This window comes from Sulfuricystis multivorans (genome assembly GCF_003966565.1).
GTDB lineage: Bacteria > Pseudomonadota > Gammaproteobacteria > Burkholderiales > Rhodocyclaceae > Sulfuricystis > Sulfuricystis multivorans.
The window spans coordinates 38032-61393 of sequence record NZ_AP018718.1; the positions used below are offsets into that span (position 1 = coordinate 38032).

The 23362-nt window shown below is 63.0% G+C and carries 23 protein-coding genes and 1 tRNA gene; 12 read left to right on the forward strand and 12 right to left on the reverse strand.

What is annotated here, in order from left to right:
- The first annotated feature begins 3 nt into the window (after window positions 1-3).
- Both arsB and sigZ read left to right on the forward strand, forming a co-directional pair.
- On the forward strand, window positions 4-1032 hold the full coding sequence (gene arsB, locus EL335_RS00175) for an ACR3 family arsenite efflux transporter (protein ID WP_126447546.1): 1029 nt from the start codon (window positions 4-6) through the stop codon (window positions 1030-1032).
- A 100-nt stretch (window positions 1033-1132) separates the two neighbouring features.
- Window positions 1133-1666: an RNA polymerase sigma factor SigZ gene (gene sigZ / locus EL335_RS00180; protein ID WP_126443680.1), complete on the forward strand. Its 534-nt coding sequence runs from the start codon at window positions 1133-1135 to the stop codon at window positions 1664-1666.
- 77 nt (window positions 1667-1743) lie between these two features.
- On the opposite strand, the gene EL335_RS00185 is transcribed toward sigZ, so the two are convergent.
- A complete protein-coding gene (locus EL335_RS00185) occupies window positions 1744-2103 on the reverse strand; it encodes a transposase (protein WP_172599976.1) in 360 nt (119 codons plus the stop codon).
- 517 nt (window positions 2104-2620) lie between these two features.
- Here EL335_RS00185 and EL335_RS00190 point away from each other — a divergent pair.
- Window positions 2621-3790, forward strand: coding sequence for an IS4 family transposase (locus EL335_RS00190; protein ID WP_126443682.1), 1170 nt, complete (start codon window positions 2621-2623; stop codon window positions 3788-3790).
- A 182-nt stretch (window positions 3791-3972) separates the two neighbouring features.
- Here EL335_RS00190 and EL335_RS00195 read toward each other — a convergent pair.
- Window positions 3973-4049 (reverse strand) — tRNA-Arg (locus EL335_RS00195).
- Between the two features lie 209 nt (window positions 4050-4258).
- Here EL335_RS00195 and EL335_RS00200 point away from each other — a divergent pair.
- Window positions 4259-5509, forward strand: coding sequence for an AmpG family muropeptide MFS transporter (locus tag EL335_RS00200; protein ID WP_126443683.1), 1251 nt, complete (start codon window positions 4259-4261; stop codon window positions 5507-5509).
- A 115-nt stretch (window positions 5510-5624) separates the two neighbouring features.
- Window positions 5625-5822 (forward strand): hypothetical protein, encoded by a 198-nt coding sequence (locus tag EL335_RS00205; protein ID WP_126443684.1) that lies wholly within the window; start codon window positions 5625-5627, stop codon window positions 5820-5822.
- A 31-nt stretch (window positions 5823-5853) separates the two neighbouring features.
- Here the strand turns inward: EL335_RS00205 and EL335_RS00210 are convergent, their stop codons facing one another.
- Window positions 5854-7014: a class I SAM-dependent methyltransferase gene (locus EL335_RS00210; RefSeq protein ID WP_126443685.1), complete on the reverse strand. Its 1161-nt coding sequence runs from the start codon at window positions 7012-7014 to the stop codon at window positions 5854-5856.
- A 187-nt stretch (window positions 7015-7201) separates the two neighbouring features.
- On the opposite strand from EL335_RS00210, the gene EL335_RS00215 reads away from it, so the two are divergent.
- The 3 genes from EL335_RS00215 to ttcA are packed head-to-tail and all read left to right on the forward strand — an operon-like array spanning window position 7202 to window position 9601.
- Complete coding sequence (locus EL335_RS00215; protein ID WP_126443686.1) at window positions 7202-7957, forward strand: tRNA threonylcarbamoyladenosine dehydratase; 756 nt, start codon at window positions 7202-7204, stop codon at window positions 7955-7957.
- On the forward strand, window positions 7954-8700 hold the full coding sequence (locus EL335_RS00220; protein ID WP_126443687.1) for a pteridine reductase: 747 nt from the start codon (window positions 7954-7956) through the stop codon (window positions 8698-8700). Before EL335_RS00215 ends, EL335_RS00220 begins: the two co-directional genes overlap by 4 nt.
- Before the next feature lie 4 nt (window positions 8701-8704).
- The gene (gene ttcA / locus EL335_RS00225; protein ID WP_284155378.1) at window positions 8705-9601 is read left to right on the forward strand and encodes a tRNA 2-thiocytidine(32) synthetase TtcA; all 897 of its coding nucleotides are present in this window, start codon (window positions 8705-8707) and stop codon (window positions 9599-9601) included.
- On the opposite strand, the gene EL335_RS00230 is transcribed toward ttcA, so the two are convergent.
- From EL335_RS00230 to msrA, 4 genes are all read right to left on the reverse strand, one after another.
- Window positions 9570-9968 (reverse strand): PsiF family protein, encoded by a 399-nt coding sequence (locus EL335_RS00230; protein WP_348541419.1) that lies wholly within the window; start codon window positions 9966-9968, stop codon window positions 9570-9572. The two genes, ttcA and EL335_RS00230, sit on opposite strands and share 32 nt — an antisense overlap.
- On the reverse strand, window positions 9965-11407 hold the full coding sequence (locus EL335_RS00235; RefSeq protein WP_126443689.1) for a high affinity choline transporter 1: 1443 nt from the start codon (window positions 11405-11407) through the stop codon (window positions 9965-9967). Before EL335_RS00235 ends, EL335_RS00230 begins: the two co-directional genes overlap by 4 nt.
- Before the next feature lie 21 nt (window positions 11408-11428).
- Window positions 11429-12985, reverse strand: a complete 1557-nt coding sequence (ubiB, locus tag EL335_RS00240) for a ubiquinone biosynthesis regulatory protein kinase UbiB (protein WP_126443690.1) — start codon at window positions 12983-12985, stop codon at window positions 11429-11431.
- A gap of 312 nt (window positions 12986-13297) precedes the next feature.
- The gene (msrA, locus tag EL335_RS00245; RefSeq protein ID WP_284155379.1) at window positions 13298-14548 is read right to left on the reverse strand and encodes a peptide-methionine (S)-S-oxide reductase MsrA; all 1251 of its coding nucleotides are present in this window, start codon (window positions 14546-14548) and stop codon (window positions 13298-13300) included.
- Window positions 14549-14634: 86 nt separating this feature from the next.
- Here msrA and EL335_RS00250 point away from each other — a divergent pair, with 86 nt between their 5' ends.
- From EL335_RS00250 to EL335_RS00260, 3 genes are all read left to right on the forward strand, one after another.
- The gene (locus EL335_RS00250; RefSeq protein ID WP_126443691.1) at window positions 14635-15798 is read left to right on the forward strand and encodes a ChaN family lipoprotein; all 1164 of its coding nucleotides are present in this window, start codon (window positions 14635-14637) and stop codon (window positions 15796-15798) included.
- Between the two features lie 268 nt (window positions 15799-16066).
- A complete protein-coding gene (locus EL335_RS00255) occupies window positions 16067-17785 on the forward strand; it encodes a M1 family metallopeptidase (protein WP_126443692.1) in 1719 nt (572 codons plus the stop codon).
- 2 nt (window positions 17786-17787) lie between these two features.
- A complete protein-coding gene (locus tag EL335_RS00260) occupies window positions 17788-18000 on the forward strand; it encodes a DUF3079 domain-containing protein (RefSeq protein WP_126443693.1) in 213 nt (70 codons plus the stop codon).
- Here the strand turns inward: EL335_RS00260 and EL335_RS00265 are convergent.
- The 5 genes from EL335_RS00265 to EL335_RS00285 all read right to left on the reverse strand — a co-directional run bounded on the left by EL335_RS00265 (window position 17978) and on the right by EL335_RS00285 (window position 22138).
- Entirely contained in the window at window positions 17978-18364 is a 387-nt protein-coding gene (locus tag EL335_RS00265; protein WP_126443694.1) for a DUF423 domain-containing protein, read from the reverse strand. The genes EL335_RS00260 and EL335_RS00265 overlap by 23 nt on opposite strands.
- 71 nt (window positions 18365-18435) lie before the next feature.
- The gene (gene katG, locus EL335_RS00270; protein ID WP_126443695.1) at window positions 18436-20601 is read right to left on the reverse strand and encodes a catalase/peroxidase HPI; all 2166 of its coding nucleotides are present in this window, start codon (window positions 20599-20601) and stop codon (window positions 18436-18438) included.
- A 153-nt stretch (window positions 20602-20754) separates the two neighbouring features.
- A complete protein-coding gene (locus tag EL335_RS00275) occupies window positions 20755-21444 on the reverse strand; it encodes an MBL fold metallo-hydrolase (RefSeq protein ID WP_126443696.1) in 690 nt (229 codons plus the stop codon).
- A 2-nt stretch (window positions 21445-21446) separates the two neighbouring features.
- Window positions 21447-21839: a DUF6858 family protein gene (locus EL335_RS00280; RefSeq protein WP_126443697.1), complete on the reverse strand. Its 393-nt coding sequence runs from the start codon at window positions 21837-21839 to the stop codon at window positions 21447-21449.
- On the reverse strand, window positions 21836-22138 hold the full coding sequence (locus EL335_RS00285) for a hypothetical protein (RefSeq protein WP_126443698.1): 303 nt from the start codon (window positions 22136-22138) through the stop codon (window positions 21836-21838). The genes EL335_RS00280 and EL335_RS00285 overlap by 4 nt, the downstream gene beginning before the upstream one ends.
- A gap of 22 nt (window positions 22139-22160) precedes the next feature.
- On the opposite strand from EL335_RS00285, the gene EL335_RS00290 reads away from it, so the two are divergent.
- Window positions 22161-22688, forward strand: a complete 528-nt coding sequence (locus tag EL335_RS00290; RefSeq protein WP_126443699.1) for a PAS domain-containing protein — start codon at window positions 22161-22163, stop codon at window positions 22686-22688.
- Window positions 22689-23362 lie beyond the last annotated feature (674 nt).

Genomic DNA, 23362 nt, shown 5'->3' on the forward strand with positions numbered 1-23362 from the left:
CCGCTGTCGACCTTCGAGCGTTATCTCACCGTCTGGGTTTTTCTCTGCATCGTTGCCGGCATCGCGCTCGGCCAGTTCGTGCCCGGGCCATTCCAGGCGCTCGGGCGCATGGAGGTCGCCAAGGTCAATATCCCGGTGGGCCTGTTGATCTGGGTGATGATCATCCCGATGCTGGTCAAGGTCGATTTCGGCGCCTTGCACGAGGTGAAGAGCCATGTCAAAGGCATCGGCGTGACGCTGTTCGTCAACTGGTTGGTCAAGCCCTTCTCGATGGCGCTGCTCGGCTGGATCTTCATTCGCCATCTATTCGCAGCGTTGTTGCCCGCGGATCAGCTCGACAGCTACGTCGCGGGACTGATCCTGCTCGCCGCCGCGCCGTGCACCGCGATGGTCTTCGTCTGGAGCCGGCTCACCAACGGCGATCCGTTGTTCACTCTCTCGCAGGTCGCCCTGAACGACACCATCATGGTGTTCGCGTTTGCACCCATCGTCGGCCTGCTGCTCGGCATCTCGGCGATTACCGTGCCGTGGGACACCTTGCTCGCCTCCGTGGTGCTCTACATCATCATCCCGCTGCTGATCGCGCAAGCCTGGCGCAAGCAACTGCTGGCGAAGGGACAGGCGCATTTCGATGCCGCGATGGAGAAGATCGGCCCGTGGTCGATCACCGCCCTGCTCGCCACGCTGGTGCTGCTGTTCGCCTTCCAGGGCAAGGCGATCGTCGACAAGCCCATGATCATCGCGCTCCTGGCCGTGCCGATCCTGATCCAGGTCTTCTTCAACTCGGCGCTGGCTTACGGGCTCAACCGTTGGGTGGGCGAGAAGCACAATGTCGCCTGCCCCTCTGCCTTGATCGGCGCCAGCAACTTTTTCGAGCTGGCCGTAGCTGCGGCCATCAGCCTGTTCGGCTTCGAATCGGGCGCGGCGCTGGCCACCGTCGTCGGCGTGCTGATCGAGGTGCCGGTGATGCTCCTGGTGGTCAAAGTCGTCAATGCTACGAAAGACTGGTACGAACGAGGGGAAACTGCATGAGCGCCGCCGCCCCCTGCATCCGTCCATCATCGCGATGATTTCGCTGGCCGCCCATATCGCGGCCAATCACCCGAAAAACGGCAACGCCTGCTGCTGAGCCATGAACTGCATCATCGACGCCTGGCAGAAACACGAAGCCGAGCTGCGCCGCTTCCTGCGATATCGCGCGCACGACGACGCTGCGGCCGACGATCTCTTGCAGGAAGTCTTCCTGCGCGCGTTGCGGCAGAAGAATGGCCTGTGCGGCATCGACAATCCGCGCGCCTGGCTGTTCCAGACCGCGCGCAACCTGCTGATCGATCGCCTGCGGCTGACGAAAGAGCAGGTGGAACTGCCGCCCGACCTGGCCGCCGAAACCCACGAACCCGCGCCGCCGGTCGATGGTCTGGTGCAATGCCTGCCGCGCGTGCTTGCCGAGCTCTCGCCGCAGGATCGCGAAGCGATCCAGCTGTGCGACATCGAGGGCATGACACAGCAAGAATACGCGCGTCGTCTCGGCCTGACTTTGCCGGCCGCCAAGTCGCGCGTGCAGCGCGCCCGCGCCCGGCTCAAAGCGCGCATCAGCGAAGCCTGTCAGGTCAGATACGACGAGACCGGCCGGGTCGAGACATTCACTCCGCGCCAGCCGGTGTAGCTGCCGTTCCGCCAGCGCCGAATTTTCCGACTGCATTCTTTTCGCCCGAAGCCCGTCCGTCGAACCCAGATTGTCCATTAGCCCGGATATTTCACCGGCCCTCTGATCGAACGGTCGATTTGACCTTGGCTGGGCGCCTGTGAGACGAACAGAATCGGGATGCGCAGCCAATTGGCCAGGCGCTTCTGGCTGCTGGCGTGGGTGCCGAAGAGATCGAGCTGGGTCTCCTTGATCCGGTTCAGGGCCTCGCCCCGCTGGCAAAACAGGCCAGCGTAGAGCTCGTCCGCCGGAAGACTCAGGTGGGTCACGATGAAGCGGGGGTTGGCGCCCTGAGCGCCGAACTCCAGGCGGGTGACGAGGCGACGCTCGATGTTCCAGGCGTCCGTCGCATAACGGAACTCGCAAACCGCCCGCTGCTTCGTGCCGTCGCGACTCAAAATTGGCTTCGATCACGCGGCGCCCAAGACCCCCCGATAAGCGCTACACCTTTGGCATCGGCACAGCTCCCCTCAAGAACCTTCTTCGCACGTCGTTTTTTGCGGGCTTACACGCTGTGCCGATACCTTCCCTATGAAATATCCGGGCTAGCACCAGCTGCTCGGCAGCGTCGTCCAAGGTTTCGAGTCACTTGTCGATCTCGTCGCCATCAAAGGCCTGGCTGGAGGACAACCATTACCTGAACATGATGCTCCTGACGGAGCAGAAAAAGGGGGCATTGAGACTGGCCGCCTGAAGCGACCGCGCAGTTGGCGCCCCTACGGGCTACGCCCTTCGTACCGCCAACTGCGCAAACAGATTCAACCAATTCCCTGAACCACTGCTGTCCGGTTAAATGAGAGGGTGAACCGCTGTAAGCCATGACTGATGCAGGTTTCCGAGCGACGAGGGGTGTCTCCGATTTGAAATCGGAAACGGGGTTCCCGCAGAATTCCGAGCTTTGGCCCGGAGACTGCCATGAACACCGGCAAGACGCTGTTCGCCCAGATCATGGACTTTCTGCCGTGGAAGACATTCCATCGGATCGTGGCACGACACGGCGGCGACAAGGGGGTGCGGGCGCTGACCTGTGCCGAGCAATTCCGGGCCATGGCCTTTGCGCAACTGACCTACCGGGAGAGCCTGCGGGACATCGAGGCCTGCCTGCTGGCCCAATCGGCGAAGCTCTACCACATGGGGTTTCGCGCTCCGGTGGCCAGATCGACATTGGCCGACGCCAACGAGTCGCGAGATTGGCGCATCTGGGAAGCTTTTGCCAGTCGCTTGATCATGCAAGCCCGCAAACTGTATATGAGCGAGGACTTGGGACTCGATCTGTCGAACACCGTCTATGCGCTGGACTCGACCACCATCGACCTGTGCCTGTCGGTGTTTCCGTGGGCGCACTTTCGCACCACCAAGGCGGCGGTGAAGATGCATACGCTGCTCGACCTGAAGGGCAGCATTCCCAGCTTTATCCATGTCTCCGACGGCAAACTGCACGACGTGCATGCCCTCGATCTGCTCGAACTGGAACCCGGGGCCATCTACACCATGGATCGGGGCTACGTCGATTTCGCCCGCTTGCATGCGCTGCACCTGGCCGGGGCGTTCTTCGTCACACGCGCCAAGTCGAACATGCGCTGGCATCGTGTCTATTCGGTGCCAACCGACCGAACCACGGGCGTCATCTGCGATCAGCGCATTGCGCTCGATGGTTTCTACACCCGGCAGGAGTATCCCGCCCAGCTGCGCCGGGTGCGCTTCAACGATCCGGAGACAGGCAAGACGCTCATCTTCCTTACCAACCAGATGACCTTGCCGGCCACGACGATCTGCGCGCTCTACAAGAATCGCTGGCAAGTCGAGTTGTTCTTCAAGTGGATCAAGCAGCATTTGCGGATCAAACGGTTTTTCGGAACATCGGAGAATGCGGTCAAGACGCAAATCTGGATCGCCGTGTCGGTCTATGTGCTCGTTGCCATCATCAAGAAGAAACTGCAACTGGACGCCTCGCTCTACACTTTGCTACAGATTTTGTCGGTCACCCTGTTCGAGAAGATGCCCTTGCAGCAAGCCTTTCCAGCCAGCGAGTGCATTCTTCCACAGGGTGTGCCGCGCAACCAACTGAATCTATTCACGATTTAACCGGACGGTAGTGTCCCTGAACAGAATATTTGCACAACTCGACACACACGACTTTCGAAAAGGAATGGGGGACAGGTCGCGTTTTTCCGTGCCGGATCAGGCGCATAATCCTGACCCGCCCCTCTTTTCTCTTCGTTCCGCGTTTTGCCAATCCTTGGAGAAGTCATTGGTGGAGAGGGAATTGGCGCGCCTGAGACGATTCGAACGTCCGACCCCAGCCTTCGGAGGGCTGTACTCTATCCAACTGAGCTACAGGCGCGCGGCAAGAGGGATTATAACCCCTTGTCCAGGCCGGTCGCAGTCGGGTATGTCCCGCTGAGCCTGCGCGGGCTGCGTTTCTGGTCGGGTTGCCGTCGCTGGCCGGCGGGGGCGACTGCCATCGACCTAGCTGGAACAAGGGAACAGACCGCGGTTCTCGATCCGTCATTTAGGATCGACCGCCGAGCGCGACTGCTAGCATCATCACCCATGCCCACCTGGCTTGCCACCCTCCTTTCACGCCGCATGCTGATTTGTGTGTTCACGGGCTTCGCTTCGGGCATGCCGCTGTATCTGCTACTCAATCTGCTCCCGGCCTGGTTGCGCAGCGAGGGCGTCAGCCTCAAGACGATTGGTCTGTTCGCGCTGATTCAGTTTCCCTATACCTGGAAATTCCTCTGGGCGCCGCTTTTGGACCGCTTCGTCTTGCCGCTGGGCCGGCGGCGCGGTTGGATCTTCCTCACGCAAACGTTGCTGCTCTTGATCATCGCGCTGCTCGGCCGTTTCTCCCCGGCCGGGGCGCTCACTGCGATCGTCTGGCTCACCGCTTTGCTCGCCTTCGTTTCCGCCACTGCCGATGTCGCGCTCGATGCCTATCGGCGCGAGCTTTTGGCCGAAAACGAGCTGGGGTTGGGCAATGCGGTGCATGTCAATGCCTATCGGATCGCCGGGCTCGTGCCGGGTTCGCTCTCGCTGATTCTCGCCGATCATTTCCCCTGGGAGACGGTGTTCTCGATCACGGCCCTTTTCATGCTGCCAGGGATGATCATGGCCTTGCTGGTCGAAGAGCCGGCCATGGCCCGTGGCGCCCCGCATACCTTGCGCGAGGCGGTCGTCGAGCCGTTTCGCGAGTTCATCACGCGCGCCGGCGCCAAAGACGCCCTGTTGATCCTCGCCTTCATTTTCTTCTACAAGCTCGGCGATTCAATGGCCACCGCGCTGGCCACCCCTTTTTATCTCGATCTCGGCTATGCGAAATCGGACATCGGCCTGATTGCCAAGCATGCGGGCTTATGGCCGGCGGTGCTCGGTGGGCTGCTGGGCGGCTTGTGGATGGTGAATCTGGGCATCAACCGCGCGCTGTGGCTGTTCGGCGTCGTGCAGGTCGTCTCGATCTTTGGCTTTGCCTGGCTGGCCGCGCTGGGCCCGCAAAGCAGCATCGACGCGGCGGCCTTGGCACGTCTGGCGGCCGTGATCGGCTTCGAGGCGCTCGGCGTGGGCTTGGGCACGGCGGCCTTCGTCGCCTTCATCGCCCGCGCCACCCATCCGGCCTACACGGCCACGCAGTTCGCACTGTTTACCAGCCTTGCGGCCGTGCCGCGCACCTTCATCAATGCCAGCACCGGCTGGCTGGTCGAAACGTTCGGCTGGACGCCGTTTTTCCTGCTGTGCGCTTTGCTTGCCCTGCCGGGCATGGCACTGCTCTTGAAGGTCGCACCGTGGCACAGATGCAACACGTAACGTCGGCTTGCGGAACGAATCGCGAGGTGGTTCAACTTTTTTCCAGCAACGTCGTTATGTTTGTCATGTCGCTTCGAATGGACGGGGGGACGCAACAATGGTGATCGTGATGGACATGGCAACAGGAAAAAAAGCGGGTTGCGTGGAAGCCGAGATCGAGGAATTCGGCGCATACGTCGATGAAGTGCTCAATGCCGGCTGGCTGCCGCAGCCGGAAGCGCGGCTCGAGACGCTTGCTGCGGGCGGCAAGGCGCCCGCCAAGGGTATCGAGCCCGAAGAATTTCTGCGCAATCTCTACCGCAATCAGGAGTAGCCTCGGCGTGCCGTCCTGCCAGCGCCGAGCTTCACAGCGCATGGCGACGGTCGCCATGCGCGAAACCCATGAGCGGCGTCTCGATCCCTTTTCCGAGGGCGATGACCTTGACGAGCTCGCCCATCTCGTATGGCGAGAGCAGCATCTGCACCGCGCCGCTCGCTGAGTAGGCGCGGGTGCTGCCGCTCGACTGGCGTTGCGCGAGCAGCTCGCCGATCCCGCAGTTGATCAGGAACGTCGCCTGGTTCGTGTAGCCGAGCACCTCGAGTCCGGCCTCGAAACCCGCCTCGGCGATGGCGGTGAAATCGACGTGCGCGGTGATGTCCGACAGACCCGGCCACCAGAATGGGTCTTCATGCAGATGTTGCTGGTAATGGCAGCGCAGCGTGCCCTGGTTGCGTAGCGGGTGATACAGCTCGCGCTGCGGCAGGCCGTAATCGAGCAAAAGCAGTGCGCCGCATTCCAGCCGTGGCCCCCATTCCGCCACCCAGGCGCGTGCCGCCAGCCCGATTTCACCCTGATAGGGCGCCTCGACCGGCAAGGCCGCCATCGCTTGAGCGAGCATGCCCTGCGCCTGGCGTTCCTCCGCCCAGCCGAAGCCCTCGCCGCGCATCGTCACGCCCCGTTCCATCAATCCGGTGTCACGCCAGGCCACCGCATGCACTGGCAGCGCATCGAGTAATTCGTTGGCGATCACGCAGCCGGTGAATTTTTCCGGCAGCTCATCCCGCCAGACCACGCGCGCGGCCAGATGCGGCGCTTCGGCTTCGATGGCGGCCTGCTGGCGCGCGCGCAACTCGCCGGAAAGCTCGAGAATCTCGTAGCGTGCTGGCAGCGCATCCAAGGCCTCGAGCGCGAGCAGCAAATCGGCCGCGAGCCGGCCGCTGCCGGCGCCGACCTCGAGCAAAGTCGGCGGCTGTGGGACGGCACGGAGAATCTCTCCCACCTGCCGCGCCAGCGCTTGGCCAAACAGCGGCGAAAGCTCCGGCGCAGTGACGAAATCACCGCCCGCACCGAACTTGTGCGCCCCGCCGGCGTAATAGCCCAGCGCCGGCTGGTAAAGCGCCATGTCCATGAATTCCGCGAAGGGAATCCAACCGCCCGCCGCCTCGATACGCGCAGCGATGCGTGCGCAAAGCTGCCGACTGGCGGCTTGGGCATCGGCGGAAGGAGTGGGCAGTTCTGGACGCATCGGGCCGCCATTCTAATGGTTGCAGGGTGCTGCACCGTCGGCCCGGAACACCGGGGATGGAATGACCAGCGACTTTCCCACCGCGCTGCTCCCCCCCGGCCATACAAGGGCCGGCGGCGGCACCGTGACCGCCGCATCGGCGGAAGGAGTCGGTAATGCGGGCATGCGCCATCCTACAATGCAGCACATGGACGCAAACGATCGCGCGCGCCGCTTCGGCGGCATCGAACGCCTCTACGGCGAGGGCAGCATCAATCGGCTGGCGGCAGCGCACGTCTGCGTGATCGGCATCGGTGGGGTCGGCTCCTGGGCGGCGGAAGCCCTGGCGCGCTCAGGGATAGGGCGGCTGACGCTGATCGATCTCGATCATGTGGCCGTAAGCAATCTCAACCGCCAGGTGCATGCGTTGGAAGTAACCCTCGGTGAAGCGAAAGTGCAGGCGATGGCCGCGCGCATCGCGGCGATCGATCCGGCGTGCGCTGTCACGTGCATCGAAGAATTCGTGACGGAAGAGAATGTCGCGGCACTGATCCCGCCTTGTGATCTCGTGCTCGACTGCATCGACCAGGTGAGACCCAAGGCGGCACTGGTCGCACACTGCCGAAGGCTTGGAATTGCCGTGGTGACGACCGGCGGTGCGGGCGGGCGAGTCGATCCGACGCGGATTCGCATCGAGGATCTTTCCCGCACCACGCAGGATGCGCTGGCTTCCAAGCTGCGCGCGAGGCTGCGCCGCGACTACGGCTTTCCCCGTGAGGCAAAGAAGAAGTTCGGCGTACCCTGCGTGTTTTCGGACGAGCCGATCCGCCGGCCGCAGGCATGCGACACCGACGAGGCTGGTGTGCATGGGCTTTCCTGCGCTGGCTATGGTTCGTCGATGGCGGTGACCGCCGCCTTTGGGCTAGCGGCAGCGGCGCACGGCCTGGGTATACTGCTCGGATGAGCAAGCCCCACCCCGTCGTCCTGATTACCGGCGCAGCCAGGCGCGTCGGCGCCGAGATCGCGCGCACCTTGCATGAGGCGGGCGCAAATGTGGTGCTGCACTATCGCGCCTCGGCTGAACATGCCGAGCGGCTCGCAGCCGATTTGAATGCGCGGCGCGAGAACTCGGCGCGGGCAGACCGGCACGATCTGCGCGACAGTGCCGGCGCGGCGCGGCTGGTGAAGGCGACGGTGGCCCATTTCGGCCGTCTCGATGCGCTGGTGAATAATGCCTCGAGCTTCTTCAAGACGCCGATCGGCAGCATCGACGAGGCCGCCTGGGACGATCTGGTCGGCAGCAATCTGAAGGGCCCGCTGTTCCTGTCGCAGGCGGCCGCGCCATATCTGGCCGAGGCTCACGGTTCGATCGTCAATATCACCGACATCCATGCCGAGCGGCCGCTGAAAGGCTATCCACTCTATTGCACCGCGAAGGCGGGGCTGCTCGGCCTCACCCGCGCGCTGGCGCTCGAGCTGGGGCCGCGCGTGCGCGTGAATGCGGTCGCGCCGGGCGCGATCGAATGGCCGGAAAACGCGACGGATTTTCCGCCCGAGGAACAGACAATGATCATCGAGCATACGCTCCTCAAACGCATCGGCTCGCCGCGCGATATCGCGCGCACGGTGAAATTCCTGATCTTCGATGCGCCATACATCACCGGGCAAGTGATCAATGTCGATGGCGGCCGCACCGCGCATCTGTAACGCCATGACGACCCACAAGCAGGCACACAAGGCCGAGTTCGAAGCCAACAAGCTCGCCAAGTTCCTCTATCGGATGGTCGGCAAGGCGATCGCCGACTACAACATGATCGAGGATGGCGACCGGGTGATGGTGGCGCTCTCCGGCGGCAAGGATTCGCATTCCCTGCTCGACATCCTCTTGACGCTGAAAGAGCGTGCGCCGATCCGCTTCGAGGTGATCGCCGTCAATCTCGACCAGAAGCAGCCGGGCTTTCCCGCCGAGGTGCTGCCGGCCTATCTGGAGAAACTCGGCGTGCCGTATCGGATCGTCGAGGAGGATACCTATTCGATCGTCAGGCGCGTGGTGCCGGAGGGCAAGACCACCTGTTCGTTATGCTCGCGGCTGCGCCGCGGCGTGCTCTACCGGGTGGCGACCGAGTTGGGCGCGACCAAGATCGCGCTGGGACATCATCGCGACGACATCCTCGCCACGCTGTTCCTGAACCTGTTCTTCGGCGGCAAGCTGAAGGCGATGCCGCCGAAACTGGTCACCGACGATGGCCGGCACATCGTGATCCGCCCGCTCGCTTATTGTCCGGAGAAGGATCTGGCCGAGTGGGCGAGGATTCGCCAGTTTCCGATCATCCCCTGCAACCTGTGCGGGAGCCAGAATCTCCAGCGCGCGCAGATCAACGAGATGTTGCGCGATTGGGACAGGCGACATCCCGGCCGCATCGAGACGATGTTCAGAGCGCTTGCCGACATCGTCCCTTCGCACCTGATGGATGCGAAGCTCTACGACTTCGCCGGATTGAAAGCCACCGGGCGGTATGAGCCCGATGGCGACATCGCTTTCGATGCCGACGAAGCGCTTGCGTCGCCGGCCGCCGTCAAGCTTGCTTCGACAGACATTCCTTCATGAACGCCTTGCGGGCATCGCCCTTGAGCCCCTTCGTTTTCGCTTCGGCGTTGCAGGTTTTCATTTTCTCTTGCTGAGCGGTGCGTGCGCTCTTGGCTTCTTGCTGCTTGCCGGACAAGCAGTCTTTCATGAATGCCTTGCGTGCGTCGCCGGCCAGATTTTTCGCCTTGGCCTCGGCGTTGCAGGTCTTCATGCGCTCTTGCTGCTGCGTTCCGGCGAACGCTGCGGGTGACAGGGTGAATTGGCTGGCGAGGATGAGGGCTGCGGCGGAAATCAGTTTCTTCATGATCATTCCCCTTTTCACTGGGTGGGTGGGACGGCCTCGAGAATACGTCATAGGTGTTGCGACGTTGACTTGCCGCACGATCATTCCAGCACGGCGGCATGCCGGCTTCGATGGGGCGTCAGCCAGGAGCCGAGCAACATGCCGATGCAGGCCATCAGGAAGCCCGCGAACTGCGGCGGGATGTCGCCCTCGGGCAGGAAAAGCTCGAGCGGAATCCAGGTGATGAGTCCCAGCGCGATCGCCCAGTAGGCCCCGCGTGTCGAAGCGCGCGGCCAATAGAGGCCGGCGGTCAGTGGCACGAAGGCCAGCACCAAGGTCACCTTGTAGGCGTTTTCGACCATCTTGTGGATGCCGGTGTCCTTTTCGAGCGCCCACAGCGCATAGGCGGTGACCAACACGGTGAATACCGCGACGACCCAGCGCGTGATGACCAGCAGCTGGTGGTCGGGCAAATGACGGCGACGAGTGATGAAGTCCTTGATGACGTTTTCCGAAATCGTCACCGATGGCGCGAGCAGCGTGCCCGAGGCGGTGGACATGATCACCGCCAAGAGGGCGCCGTAGAAGATCACCTGGGCGAATAGCGGCAAGTGGCCCTTGATGAGCTCCGGCAACAGTTTCTGGCTGTCAGCGGCGAGCCACTTGGCCGCGAGATCCGGGTCGATCAGGTTCGCCGAATAGGCCATGAACAGCGGGACGGCGGCGAACAGGAAGTAGGCCAGTCCGCCGGCGACCGTGCCCCAGACGGCGACGGTCTCGTTTTTCGACGAGTTGGCGCGCTGGAAGACGTCCTGCTGCGGGATCGAGCCAAAGCCCATCGTCAGCAGGCCGGAGATGAAGGCGATCAGTGCGACCGCATTCATCTCCGGCCAGAAATGGAACTTCGCGTTGTCTGCGGCATGCGCGATGACGGGCGCAACACCGCCGGTCATGCCGGCGAGCAGCCAGGCGATGTAGATGAGGCCGATGACGATGACGATCATCTGGAAGAAGGTGGTCAGCGCCACCGACCACATGCCGCCGTAGAGCGTATAGAGCAGCACCACCGCCGCACCGATCAAAATGCCTTGCTGTTGCGTGATGACGCCATCGGAGAGCACGTTGAAGACCAGCCCGAGCGCGGTGACCTGTGCGGACACCCAGCCCAGGTAGGAGAGCGCGATGGCGATGCCGGTGACGACCTCGACGGTGCGATCATAACGTTGCCGGTAGAAATCGCCGATGGTGAGCAGGTTCCTCCGATACAGCTTGCGGGCGAAGAACAGGCCGAACAGCACCAGGCACAGCGAGGCGCCGAACGGATCGGAGATCAGTCCGGCGAGGTCCTCCTTGAGGAAGGTCGCCGGGATGCCCAGCACGGTTTCGGCGCCGAACCAGGTGGCGAACACCATCGCCGTGACGATGTAGAACGGTAGCGAACGTCCGGCGGCGATGTAATCCTTGGCGTTGTGCACCTTGGTGGCGGCATAGATGCCAATGCCGATCGAGGCGATCAGATAGAGGATGACGAAGCCGAGCAGCATGGACGGTCTCCGAAGAAGAGGTTAAACAATCTGGAGGGTGGCAAGCAGCAAAGCGGCCAGCGCAACGAGCATGGCCAATGCGGCAAGGCGGCGGCTGTTCGCCGCCTCTTCGCGCAGGCGCGCAAGTTCTGCGGCGGCTTCGGCATTGCGCTCGGTGGCCTGGCTGAGCGCCTGATGCGCCAGGCGCGGCAATGCGGGCAGCATCGTGGCCCACTGCGGGCCTTCCTTCCTGATGTGATTGATGAAGCCGCGCCAGCCGACCTGCTCGCGCATCCAGCGCTCCAAAAAAGGCTTGGCCGTCTGCCACAGGTCGAGGTCGGGGTCGAGCTGGCGGCCCAGACCCTCGATGTTGAGCAGGGTCTTTTGCAGCAACACGAGCTGCGGCTGGATTTCGACGTTGAAGCGCCGCGAGGTCTGAAACAGGCGCAGCAGCACCTTGCCGAAGGAAATCTCCTTCAATGGCCGGTCGAAGATCGGCTCGCAGACGGCACGCACCGCGGCTTCCAGCTCATCGACGCGGGTCTTGCTCGGCGCCCAGCCGGATTCGATGTGGGCCTCGGCTACCCGCTTGTAGTCGCGGCGGAAGAAGGCAAGGAAATTGATGGCGAGATAGTTCTTGTCGGTCTCGGTGAGCGTGCCGACGATGCCGAAATCGAGCGCGATATAGCGATTGAAGCTCGCTGGAGCGGCCGAGACGAGAATGTTACCCGGGTGCATGTCGGCATGAAAGAAACCATCGCGGAACACCTGGGTGAAGAAAATCTCGACGCCGGCGCGGGAGAGTGCTTTCAGATCGATGCCAGCTTCGCGCAGCCGGTCGATCTGGCCGATCGGGATGCCGTGCATGCGCTCCATCGTCATCACTTCGTGCGTGCAGTAATCCCAATACACCTCCGGGACGAGCAGCAGTTGCGCATCGGCGAAGTTGCGTCTGAGCTGCGAGCAGTTGGCGGCCTCGCGCATCAGGTCCAGCTCGTCTTCGAGATGCTTGGCGAATTCGCGCACCACCTCGCGTGGTTTCAAGCGTTTGCCGTCGGACCAAAAGCGCTCGAGGAGAAGAGCGAAGCTGTCGAGCAGCGCGATATCGTGGGCGATCACCGGCGCGATGCCGGGACGCAGCACCTTGACGGCGACCTCGGTGCCATCGTACAGCGTCGCGAAATGCACCTGCGCGACCGAGGCCGAAGCGACCGGCTCGCGTTCGAAGGTCGCAAAAATCTCGTGCAAGGGCCGTTTGAAGCTTAGCTCGATCACCGCGATCGCCTCGTCAGAGGGAAATGGCGGTACCTGATCCTGCAGTTTCGCCAGCTCGTCGGCAAGGTCGTCGGGCAACAAGTCGCGGCGCGTGGAGAGCACCTGGCCGAACTTGACGAAGATCGGCCCGAGTGTCTCGAGCGCCTCGCGCAGTCGCACGCCGCGCGGCGCGGCCAGCCGGTTGCGGTCGCGCCAGAAATACAGACCATTCAGCAGCTTGAGCGGCCAGGCCAGCCGACCACTCGGGTCATGCTCGAGGATCAGCCGGTCGAGGCCGCACTTGAGGCCGACGCGGGCGATTTTGACGAGACGGAACAGGCGCACAGGGAAAGACCGCAGGAATCAAAGGGCGAAACTTTAGCACCTGGCTGCCATTTTGGCCGCGCGTATGCCGTTCCGCCAGCGCCGACTCCGGGCTGTTGCGCTTCAACCCAGATTGTCCATTAGACCGTCCTGTCACCGGATGAGCGTGAGCAAGCCTTGCCATCCTGGACTGCGCGGGCGTTTCCGGTCTGCGGGCGGGCCCTTCGCGCCCGCGCTCCTCGCCAATAGTCACGGCTATTGACTCGTCACGCGGACGCAAATCGCCTCGCCCTCGCCTCGGAATCGCCTCGCGCCCTAATGGACGATCTGGGTTCAATCCGGCACGAACTTCAGCACGTTGCCGTTGATGCAGTAACGCTTGCCGGTCGGCGGTGGGCCGTCGTCGAAGACGTGGCCGAGATGAATGCCGGAGCTGGCGCTTCTGACTTCGATACGCCGCATGCCATGCGAAAGATCGACGTGTTCGGTGAGCGCGCCGGGAAGAGGCTGAAAGAAGCTCGGCCAGCCGGTGCCGCTATTGAACTTCGCGTCGCTTCTGAACAGCGGCGCGCCGGTGATCGGATCGACGAAGGTGCCGGGGCGTTTTTCGTCGAGATGCGAGCCGGTGCCGGGGCGTTCGGTGCCCTGCTCGAAGGCGATTTTCTGCTGTTCGGGCGTCAAGAGATGAAAGCCGAGCCACTTCCAGAAGCGCACCTTGTCGCCGTTCCAGCCGGTGTAACGCGAGACCTCCTTGCCGTTTTCGAACAGCACGATGGTCGGTGTCGCAAACAGCGTTTTTTCCAGCGTCCAGCCGGCAGGCGGCTTTGCGCTCAAGCTGCGCGCGACGGGCACGTCAGACTTCCACTGGTCGAGCACCTCGGCCTTGAATCGCTTGCAATACGGGCAGTCCTCGGCCTCGAAGACGATCAATTGACGCTCGAAGTGTAAAGTCTTCGGGTCGAGCGGCTCGTGGGCTGCAGTCGCTTGGGCCGGTGCGCGTGCAGTGGGAAAGCTCACGCCCGTGCCGCCCAGCCCGCAGTAGCCGTGAGGGTTCTTCTTCAGATAGTCCTGGTGATATTCCTCGGCGCGAAAGTAGTTCGTCAGCGGCGCGATCTCGGTGGTGATCGGGCCGAAACCGGCTTTCGTGAGCGCGGCCTGATAAACGTCGCGGCTACGTTGAGCGACTTCGAGCTGCGCATCGTTCGTCGTGTAGATCGCGCTGCGATAGTTGCTGCCGATGTCGTTGCCCTGGCGATCGCCTTGCGTCGGATCGTGATTTTCCCAAAAGTGGGCGAGCACGGTCTCGAGACTGATCTTCGCCGGATCGAAGGTGACCTTGACCACCTCGGCGTGGTTGCGCTTTTTCGTCATGCCGAAACGCAGCGCGCGTTCGTGGGCGAGGATCGCTTCATAACGGCCCTCGATCTCGCCGTTGGCGTAGCCGCTCTCGACGTCGATGACGCCGGAAAGCTCGCTCATGCGCTTTTCGGCGCCCCAGAAGCAGCCCATTCCCAACACGATGGTTTCGGCATTGGCAAATGTCGTCATGATGAGTAACCCCAAGAACAGAAATGGTTTGAGCATGGTGCATGTCTCACATGATAGGAAACCGAACGGGCAAAATACCTGTCATGCTTGTATTTGCCTCTTTCAGTCCAATTTAGACCATCATGCGCGCGAAGGTTCGTTTTTCCGCCATCCTGCTGGCGCTGGCCGCGAGCGCGGCGAGTCTTTCCGCCTGCGCCCGCGGTGAGAAACCTGAGCCCTGTGGGGCGGCGGGCGAGTGGCGCGTGCCGGGCGAGTCGGCCGCGCAGCCGATCGCTGCGCCCGTCCTGCTCGAACGCCTGGCGCAGCAGCAGGTAGTGCTGCTCGGTGAGGCGCACGACAGCGCCGAGGATCATCGCTGGCAGCTTTATACGCTCGCGCAGCTCTACGGTCGCCAGCCCAACCTGGCGATCGGCTTCGAGATGTTCCCGCGCCGGCTGCAGCCGGTGCTCGACGAGTGGGTGGCCGGGCGACTCGCCGAAGACGAGTTCCTGCGCAAGGTCGAGTGGGAGAAGGTCTGGGGTTTCGATCCGCGCGACTATTCTCCGCTGTTCCACTTCGCGCGCATGAACCGCATCCCGATGCTGGCGGTGAATGTCGAGCGCAACCTGATCGACGCCGTCGGCAAGCAGGGCTGGGACAATGTCCCGGAAGCGCAGAAGGAGGGCATCGGCAAACCCGCGCCGGCGACGGCAAGCTACCGCCAGGCGCTGCGCCGCGTATTCGATCATCATCCAGCGAAGGCGCGCGGCGAACAAGCATTTCCGCGCTTCGTCGAGGGCCAGACGGTCTGGGACCGCGCGATGGCGCAAGGCATGGCCGAGTATCTGGTCAAGCATCCCGATGCGCTGGTGGTCGGCATCATCGGTGCCGGGCACGTGAAGAACGGTCATGGCGTCGTCCATCAGCTCAAGGCGCTGGGGGTGACGAAGAGCAGCATCCTGCTGACCTGGCACCGCGACAATGCCTGTGTGGCGCTGGGTAAGGACTTTGCCGATGCGCTCTATCTGGTCGAGGCGCCGAAAGAGAATGCGCCCCGCCTCGGGGTGGCGACCGAGCAAGCCGGCGAGGTGCTGCGCATCACCGAAGTGATGACGGGCAGCGTCGCCGAGGCGGCGGGATTGAAGCGCGGCGATTTGATCGTCTCGATCGCCGGCCGGCCGGCGAAAAACTTCCTCACCCTGCGCACCCTGGTGCAGCGCCAGACCCCCGGCACCTGGCTGCCGCTGAAGATCCGCCGCGGCGACGAGGAAATGGAAGTCGTCGCGCGCTTTCCGCTTGGCTCCTGAGATGGTCGGCGTCCAGGCCACTTGGCTCATCATGGTTCGCGGTCGGGGGCGCCGTAAGGATTGGGCAGCTTTTCCGTGTCCTTCGCCAACGGCCGCCCGACTTCCGCTCAGAGCTTGTGAAAAAATTCGTTGCGAGCGGGCTGATGGCAAGGCGCACGGAGCGCAGCGACCGAGACATAACAATGAGTTAGGCGAGGGAGCGAGCACCGCGCAACGCAGCCAGCGGGCCGCGCAGCAGTATTTTTCACAAGCTCTCACAAATCGCCTCGTGGCCTGGACAGTGATCTTCGTGCTGCTCGCCCTCCCTCTTTTCGCCTGGGCCTTGCCGCATCTCGAACTCGAGGTGTGGCTCGATCCGGCCGCGCGTGCGTTCAACGCCCAGGCGACGCTGACCGATCCGCAGGGCCTGACCGGCATGCATCTTGGCCAGGGTTTCGAAATCACCGAACTCAAGCTCGACGGTCGACCGGTCGAAAGCCGGCGGCTTTGGGATGGCACGCGCAAGGTCGAACTCCGCTATCGGGGTATGCTTGCGCCGATGCCGGCACTCGATCACCGCCAGGTGCTGACCCTGCGCGAGGGTTACAGCGGGCCGGAAGGCAGCTTCCTGCCAGCGTCTTCCGGCTGGTATCCCGATCCGGGCACGCTCTTTTCTCATCGCGTCACGCTCCATCTGCCCGCCGGGCAGAAAGGTCTGGTGCCCGGCACGCTCGTCGAGGAAAGCGACACGGCCGCCGGCTATCGCGCCGTGTTCGAGTTTGCGCATCCGGCCGACGCGCTCGAGCTGATGGCCGGGCCCTATCGGGTCAGCGAGCGCACGCTCAAGCTCGCAGACCGCACGGTGCTCATCCGCACCTGGTTCCACCCGGAGCTCACGGATTTCGCGCCGGGCTACCTCGACGACTCGGCGCGCTACCTCGAGCGTTACAGCAGGCAGATCGGCCCCTATCCGTTCGGCATGTTCAGCATCGTCTCGAGCCCCCTGCCGACCGGCTATGGCATGCCGACGCTCACCTATCTCGGTCGCGAGGTGATCAAGCTGCCCTTCATCCGCGCCACCTCGCTCGGTCATGAAGTGCTGCACAACTGGTGGGGCAACGGCGTCTATCCCGACTGGCAAAGCGGCAACTGGTCGGAGGGGCTGACCACCTTCCTGGCTGATTACGCCTTCAAGGAAGACGAGGGTGAAGCCGCAGCGCGCGAGATGCGCATCGGCTGGCTGCGCGACTATGCCGCCGTGCCGCCGGAGGAGGATTTCGCGCTCAAGGATTTCGCCGCGCGTCATCACGGCATCGCCTCGATCATCGGCTACGCCAAGGCGGCGATGGTGTTCCTGATGCTGCGCGACCGGATCGGGCGCGAGGCCTTCGAGCGCGGGCTGCGCCTCTTTTGGCAGCGCCATCAGTTCAAAACCGCGGGTTGGCGCGATCTCGAAGCCGCGTTCAGTGAGACCTCGGGACAGCCCTTGCGGGATTTCTTCCATACTTGGGTGGAGACGGCCGGCGCACCGCCGTTCGCCGGCCGCGATCCGGATTTCCGCATCTGGCGGCGCGTCGATCCCAGGGTGTTCCCGCCGATCCTGCGCGAGGTGTTCGTCGCGCCCAAGGCCGGCGTCGTCATCACCGATCCGGCTCTGCGCGAACCGGCGCTGGCACTGGCGCAACGCGTCCTCGATGCGCAATCGCTCTCGGTCGGCACGACGCCGACGACGCAGGGTCCGTTCCTGGTCGTCGGGCCTGCCGCGGACATCGATGGCTGGCTTACGCATCACGGGTTGCCGGCCCGTCCCTTCCCGCCGCGCGGCTCGGCGCAGGTCTGGGCCGGGCGGGATGCGAAGCAGCGCCCCTATGTCGTCATCGCGGCGCGGGATGACGACGCCCTGCTGGCGTTGCAGCGCGCGCTGCCGCATTACGGCAAGCAAAGCTGGCTCGTCTTCGAGGGCGCGAAGGTTGCCGACAAGGGTGTGTGGCCGCCGCAGCGGGATTGACGATGGCGAAGAAATTTCCCCTGCACCCGAAACATCCCGAGCGCATCTGCTGGGGTTGCGACAAGTATTGCCCGGTCGAGGATCTCGCCTGCGGCAACGGCTCCGAGCGCACGCCGCATCCGGCCGAGCTGCTCGGCGAAAACTGGTTCGAGACCGGCGACTGGGGCGAAATCGATGAGATGAGCGGCGCGATCAAGCCCGCCGCGAAGAAGTGACGATGCCAATGATCAGCGCGATCCAGCCGGCGAGATAGCACCAGCCGCCGTAAGGCGTGAGCCAATGGACTGCCTGGATGCCGGCCATGCTGCGCAGATAGAGCGTGCCGGAGAACAGCACGGTGGCGACGATCAGCAGCGTGCCGGCCAAGGCGAACCAGCGCGAGGGCCAGTGGGCGGCGATGAGGCCGATGGCCAGCAAGGCGAGCGCATGGAATTGGTGATACTGCATTGCCGTGTCGAACCATTGCTTGGCGGCGATGAGCTGCTCGCTCGGTGCGTGCGCGGCGATGGTGCCGAGGATGATCGAGGAGAGCGCCAGGAAGGCGGCGATGACGAGGAAGGTCTTGGCGGTAGCGTTCATGAGACAAAAGTCGGCGCTGGCGGGACGGCATGGAATGATACCCAAATGCCCCGCCGGCGCCTTATTACGGGTCAATGCAGATCGAAGCGGTCGGCGTTCATCACCTTGACCCAGGCGGCGATGAAGTCGTCGACGAACTTCTTCTTCGCGTCATCCTGCGCATAGACCTCGGCGTAGGCGCGCAGGATCGAGTTTGAGCCGAACACCAGATCGACGCGCGTGGCCGTCCATCTGAGCTTGCCGCTCTTCCGTTCGCGGATTTCGTAAAGATTGCTGCCGACCGGCTTCCACGTGTAGGCCATGTCGGTGAGATTCACGAAAAAGTCGTTGGTGAGCGCGCCGACCCGGTCGGTGAATACGCCATGCGGCGTGCTACCGTGATTGGCGCCGAGCACGCGCAGTCCGCCGATCAGCACCGTCATCTCGGGCGCGGTGAGCCGTAGCAATGAAGCTCGGTCGAGCAGTAGTTCTTCCGGAGTGACCGCGTAGTCTTTCTTGAGCCAGTTGCGAAAGCCGTCGGCCACCGGTTCGAGCACCGAGAAAGATGCGACGTCGGTCATCTCCTGCGTCGCATCGCCCCGACCTGGCGCAAACGGCACCGTGACCTCGAAGCCGGCCGCCTTGGCTGCCTGCTCGATAGCGACGTTGCCGCCAAGCACGATCACATCGGCGATGGAAGCGCTCGTTTCGGCGGCGATCTTTTCATAGGCCGCCAACACTTTCGCCAGGCGAGCCGGCTCGTTGCCTTCCCAATCCTTCTGGGGTGCTAAACGGATACGCGCGCCGTTGGCCCCACCGCGCTTGTCGGAGCCACGAAAAGTGCGCGCCGAATCCCAGGCGGTGGCGATCATTTCCTGGATCGAAAGATTGCTTGCGGCGATCTTCGCCTTGACGGCGGCGATGTCGTAGTCGCTACGGTCCGTTGGCACCGGGTCTTGCCAGATGAGATCTTCCTGCGGCACATCCGGGCCGAAGTAACGCGACTTCGGCCCCATGTCGCGGTGGGTGAGCTTGAACCAGGCACGCGCGAAGACCTCTTCGAAATAGGCTGGCTCACGATAAAAGCGCTCGGCGATCTGGCGATAGATCGGGTCGAACTTCATCGCCATGTCGGCGTCGGTCATCATTGGCAGCACGCGAATCGACGGGTCCTCGACATCGACGGGCATGTCCTCTTCCGCGATGTTGACCGGTACCCACTGCCAGGCACCCGCCGGCGACTTCTTCAGCCACCAGTCGTGGTTGAGCAACATGTCGAAATAGCCCCCCTTGCCGGTGTTCCACTTCATCGGCTGGCTCGTCCAGGCGCCTTCGAGGCCGCTGGTCACCGTGTCACGACCGATGCCGCGGGTCTTGTGGTTCATCCAGCCCAGTCCCTGTTCCTCGATCTCAGCGCCTTCGGGTGCCGGACCGAGATTGGCGGCAGAGCCGTTGCCGTGCGTCTTGCCGACCGTGTGACCCCCAGCGGTGAGGGCGACGGTTTCCTCGTCGTTCATCGCCATGCGCGCGAAGGTGATACGCACCATCTCGGCAGTCTTCAAGGGGTCGGGCTTGCCATTGACACCTTCCGGGTTCACATAGATCAGGCCCATTTGCACGGCGGCGAGCGGGTTTTCCAGCGTGTCGGGCTGGTCGACGTTGCCGTAGCGCTCGTCGCTGGGCGCCAGCCACTCGCGCTCCGCGCCCCAATAGATGTCCTTCTCCGGATGCCAGATGTCCTCGCGACCGAAGCTGAAACCGAAGGTCTTGAAGCCCATCGATTCGTAAGCCATCGTGCCGGCAAGCACGATCAGGTCGGCCCAGCTGACCTGGTTGCCGTATTTCTTCTTGATCGGCCACAGCAGGCGCCGCGCCTTGTCGAGGTTGGCGTTGTCGGGCCAGGAGTTCAGGGGCGCGAAACGCTGGTTGCCAGTGCCGGCGCCGCCGCGGCCGTCGGCGATGCGGTAGGTGCCCGCCGCGTGCCAGGCCATGCGGATCATCAGGCCACCGTAGTGACCCCAGTCGGCGGGCCACCAATCCTGACTTTGCGTCATCAGCGCCTTGAGGTCGTTTTTGAGCGCTTCGACGTCGAGCTTCTTCAGCTCCTCGCGATAGACGAAATCCTTGCCCAGCGGGTTGGTCTTCGTATCGTGCTGGTGCAGGATGTCGAGGTTGAGGGCTTTGGGCCACCAGTCGTGCTGCTTGTCCGCCGTGGTTGCGCCGCCATGTGCGAACGGGCATTTGCCTTGGGTGTTCATGTTTCTCTCCTTTCGTGGTCAGGTGGATGAGAGTCACTCTCCACGATGAGAGACTACGGCCGGGCCTTCCTCATAACAATTGAATTGTCACTATCGGGTCGATAGCTATGCTGCGCCAAAGTCGGCGCTGGTGGGACGGCACCTGTAGGGTATTCAGGCTCGGATCAACCGTCCGCAATGACGGTTCGCTTCCAGCGCGATGGGCAAGATGTCCGGCAGGCCATTGACGATCGGCGTGCTGGCAAAGCCGTCACGGCTGACGTTCAGGAACAGTGGATTGCTTTCGCGCTCCTCGCCGATGCTGGAAACGCGCCGGCCGTTGATGCAATGCGCGGGATAGACCAGGGTCTCGTCCGGGAAGGCGAACAGCCGCCGGACGACGCTGTCATACAGGGTGGCGGCGTCGCTGCCCGGTTCGTCGGTGCGGCCGCAGCTGCCGATCAGCAGGCAGTCGCCGGTAAACAGCCGGCCGCACCAGTGGAAGCTGATGCAGCCGGGTGTGTGACCCGGCGTGGCCAAGACTTCGAGCTCGATCGAGCCGCAGCGTAGGTGGTCGCCGTCGTGAAGCAGGCGATCCGCATCGGCGATGCCGGTATGGGCGCCGACGGCCACCTGCGCCCCGGTCCAGGCGCGCAGCGAATCCGCCGCGCTGATGTGATCGGCGTGCAGATGCGTTTCCAGCACCCATTCCAGCCGCAACCCCAGCTCGCCGAGTAGGCTGAGATACAGCGGTGTCTGGTTGACCACCGGATCGATCACCAGCGCGCGTCCCGTCTCACCGCAGCCGATGAGATAGGAATAAGCCCCGGTGGGCTCGTCGCGCAGCTGGCGAAAGTGGTCCATCTTCAGCCGAGGTCCTTGAGCGCCTTGGCCCAGGCTTCCATCGCCTCGTTGGCCAGTTTCATCGGCGCTTCCATGAAGTTGACGATGAACTTGTCACCGCAATCGACGATGCCGATCGATCGTGGCCGCACCGCCAGCACGTTCGGGTTGGGCAGCGCGAGGCCGAAACAGAACACCAGATTCTTGGCGGCCTTGATCTCGGGCGCGATCTCGCCGCCGAGCTTTCGCGTATGGGCATAGTGGTCGAACTCGGCGATCCAGGCCACGCGGCTGTCGGCGGCGATCTTCTCTTTCAGCTTCGCGGCAATGTCATCGACCGAGCGGCAACTCGTCTCGGTCTTGCCGAGTTCGAGGACGAAGATGGGGTATTTTTCCTGCAGCAGCATTTGTTTCATCGGTTTCTCCTTCTGATCGGCGAGAATGCTTGACGGAAGTTGTAGTTTGCTTTTCCTTCATCATCAGGTAGTTCAAAAATCATGCCAAGGCTAGAAGCATGAAATTCTGAATATAAGTATTTGGTTATACAGAAGAAGCCCTGAGAGTTGGATCGATGACCGCCAATTTTGGCGGCATCCGCTGACAGTCGACCGTCTGCTATGGCTTTCTGGATAACTGCGCGACGGAAGCCCAAAAGGTGAAATCCCTGCTTTATCGGTTTTTTCGCAGGCGCGGCTGGGTGTAGGATTTCGTGCATCTATTGCTTGGGAGGAGTCGCCGTGAAGCCGCAAATCGTTCCCACCCAGCGTGAGGTGAGTTTCGCCCCGGACGAATTCATCGTCAGCAAGACCGATCTGAAAGGCCGCATCACCTACGCCAATCGCGTGTTCATGCGTGTCGCCGATTATGCGGAAGACCAGCTGCTCGGCGTGCAGCACAACATCGTGCGCCATCCGGACATGCCGCGCGGCGCCTTCAAACATCTATGGGACACGATCCAGAACGGCCGCGAATGGTTCGGCTTCGTCAAGAACATGACCTCACGCGGCGATTTCTACTGGGTATTCGCCAATGTCACGGCCGACTACCTGGACGGACAGATGATCGGCTACTACTCGGTGCGCCGCCAGGCGCCGAGGAAGGCGATCGAGGTGATGGCGCCGATCTATGCCGAGATGTTGCGCATCGAGCGCGAAGCGGGGCCGGCGCAGGCCTGTGAAGCCTCGCTTGCCTGGCTGACCGCCCAGCTAGCCGCGAAGAAAGTGAGTTACGAGCGGCTGGTGCTCGATCTGTTCCATCATGCCTGAGGGAGAGCGCACCATGGCCATATACAACCCGACCAGCGAGGCAAGCCGGGGCGTTCCCTTCGTCCGGCATCGCATTTTCTACGGCTTGACTCTCATCGTCATCGTCGACTCGCTGCTGGCGCTGTGGCTCTACTGGCTGCAGGCCTTCCTGCCCTTGCTGGCGTTGCCGGCGATCACGGCGCTGATGGCCTTTGGCGTTTTCCACTGGACGACTGGGCCGCTCGATACGCTCGCGCGGATCTCGGATGCGCTCGAAGCGGCCAAACGCGGCAACACGTCGGTGCGCATCACCGGCACCAAGGGCTTGGGCGAATTTGGCAAGGTGGCCTGGCAGTTCAACGATTTCCTCGACATCGTCGAGGCCTTTTTCAAGGACGTGACGATCTGCTTTGCGCGGGCCGCCCAAGGCGATTTCGAACGCCAGGCCTTCAAGGCGGGCATGCCCGGGATGTTGGCCGACTCGATGGAGGGCATCAACCAGGCGCTGGCGGCGATGAAGGCGGCAGCCGAATTTTCCAACCGCAACCGGCTGATGAGCGAGCTGCACCATCTCAACAGCGGCAGCCTGCTCAAAAACCTGATCGGCAATCAGGCCGATCTGGTCGAAGTCGGCAAGGCGATGGAGGGAGTCGTCGCGCAGGCCCAGAACAACGAACGCAACGCCGATGAGAGCC